Annotated in this window: 2 protein-coding genes; both read right to left on the bottom strand. The window is 46.0% G+C overall.

Annotated features, from left to right (window positions below; translation table 11 throughout):
• Window positions 1-292: 292 nt before the first annotated feature.
• Window positions 293-1372: a tyrosine-type recombinase/integrase gene (locus tag OCV96_RS12360; protein WP_227063263.1), complete on the bottom strand. Its 1080-nt coding sequence runs from the start codon at window positions 1370-1372 to the stop codon at window positions 293-295.
• Window positions 1368-2099, bottom strand: a complete 732-nt coding sequence (locus tag OCV96_RS12355; protein WP_227734083.1) for a tRNA lysidine(34) synthetase — start codon at window positions 2097-2099, stop codon at window positions 1368-1370. Before OCV96_RS12355 ends, OCV96_RS12360 begins: the two co-directional genes overlap by 5 nt.
• Between the last annotated feature and the right edge of the window lie 74 nt (window positions 2100-2173).

The raw sequence follows: 2173 nt of genomic DNA, 5'->3' as shown, positions 1-2173 counted from the left end.
GTCGGAGGATGTTGATATTTTCTAGAAAAGTGCTGAAAGGCAGGGGGAAAGCGGACACGATGTCCGCGTCAGCCTACAGTCGACATGGATGTCGACTGTAGGCGGCCCCGTCATGACGAGAACTACTCATCACTTTTCGTAGAAAATTCACATCCGGAGACCTTACATCGAGACATGTGTATCGCATGCTCCGGGAGTTCGTGGATTTTGCCAATGTATTTAACTAACTTTCCATTTTATGCAGAGATGATTAACCTAATACACCAAAAGTGTTGGGTATCTTTTCTAATTGTCATTTGTCCGGCTGGTCCGAATGTCTATTGCTGTGTTCCCGTAGATGAAAAGCATTGGCGGCCTGCCGACGCCGTTGTTCTTCCAGTGCGGCATAGTGTTTTCTTGTGGTATTTACATCTTTATGACCCAGAACATCTGCTACCAGATAGATATCCCCGGTTTCTTTATAGAGTTCGGTACCGTAGGTACTGCGTAGTTTATGGGGCGTGATTTTCTTTAAGGTGGTTACCCGGGAGGCATATTTTTTTACCAGATTCTCTACGGAGCGGACGGCCATTCGGCGATTCTGCAGGGACAGGAACAGAGCATTCTCATGTCCTTCGGCTGGAATGATATGTTCCCTTTGCTCCAGATAGTCGAGCAGAGCGGTTTCTACTTCATCGCCGAAGTAGACTATTGCTTCATAACCACCTTTTCTCCGGATCTTGATGCCGCCGTTATTGAAATCCACGTCGTTAATATCCAGACCTACACATTCCGATACACGGATGCCGGTTCCCAATAGAAGCGTCAGGAGGGCAATATCCCGGAGCTTTGTTTTCTTGTGGTATTCCAGTTCCTTTTTGGTCAGCTTGGTGCCGTCCTCCACCTGATCTAACAGAATAGCCACCTCATTGGGTTCCAGACGGATGATCTCTTTTTCATGACGCTTCGGCAGAGGAACCAGTGCCGCTGTGTTTTTCTCGATACGTTCGCTCTGAAAATAGTAATTATAGAAGCTTCGAAGAGCGGCCAGTTTTCTTGCCTTTCCCCGTTCCTCGTTCGTAATATTTTTCCCATCCTTCTGATACAGGCTCATATAGTCCAGATATTCTTCGATATCCGTCCGCTGTACCATATCCAGAACTGAAAGGGGAAATTCAGTAATCTCCATTTTATGGCAATAACTGTTTTTCTCATGGAGAAATTCAAAGAAAAGTCGAATATCATAGGCATAAGCCAGTCTTGTTCTGGTGGAAGTATAAGGCTCAATTCCACGGAAAAAATCTCTGCAGAAGCTGGGGAGCGTATCCAGAACCTTGCGGAGTTTTAAGATATTGTTTTTATTCTGTTCATCGTGATAATTTTCTTCGTTAATGACTGCCAAAGTAATCTGACCAACCTTCCATATTTCCTCGTTGGATCGCGGTGAAAATACGATCCCTGACACCGGGATTTTCCCGATGAATCTGTTGTAATAATTCTTTGATGTATTCCCGCTTGGTATGTCCGTCTGCGGGACAGGGACTTTTGACCACGGGAACCTGATATTTGTTCACGAAGCCGATGACCTCGGCTTCCCGCATATAGATTAGCGGCCGGATCACCGTCAGTCCGGTTTTGTCCAGATGCGTTACCGGGGAAAAGGTATGCAGACGTCCCTCGTAAAAGAGGGAGAGCATCATGGTCTCCACAACATCATCCTCGTGATGGGCATAGGCAATCTTATTGCAGCCCAGATCCTTTATGGCGTCATTCAGAGCGCCTTTACGCATTTTGGCACAGAGAGAACAGGGATTATTTTCCCTGCGGTCTTCAAACACGATTTTGGCGATAGAAGTTTCTACTACGGTGTAAGGAATCTCATGGGAGGCACAGAGTGCCCGGATCTCGTTCAGATCCAGATTTTGAAATCCCAGATCCACGGTTACGGCATAAATGCTGAACTTCTGCGGATAAAATTTTCTTAATTCATTGAGTGCCAGCAGAAGAGTAAGACTATCTTTGCCACCGGAGATCCCCACGGCGATCCGGTCGCCTTCCTCTATCATATGATAATCCTCTACGGCCTGTCTGACACGACTGAGTACTTTTTGTAATGTCATAGTTTTTGTCATTCCTTTCGCTTCGCTCAAGGCACAAACAAGTTATGAAAAATGTTGTGCCCCTCCACTCTTTG

Source organism: Waltera acetigignens (assembly GCF_025567015.1).
Taxonomy (GTDB): domain Bacteria; phylum Bacillota; class Clostridia; order Lachnospirales; family Lachnospiraceae; genus Acetatifactor; species Acetatifactor acetigignens.
This window is presented reverse-complemented; position numbering and strand designations above follow the sequence as displayed.

Bases quoted from the DNA above. Each gene is read 5' to 3' on its own strand.
- OCV96_RS12355 (WP_227734083.1), bottom strand. From the start codon at position 2,099: ATGACATTACAAAAAGTACTCAGTCGTGTCAGACAGGCCGTAGAGGAT.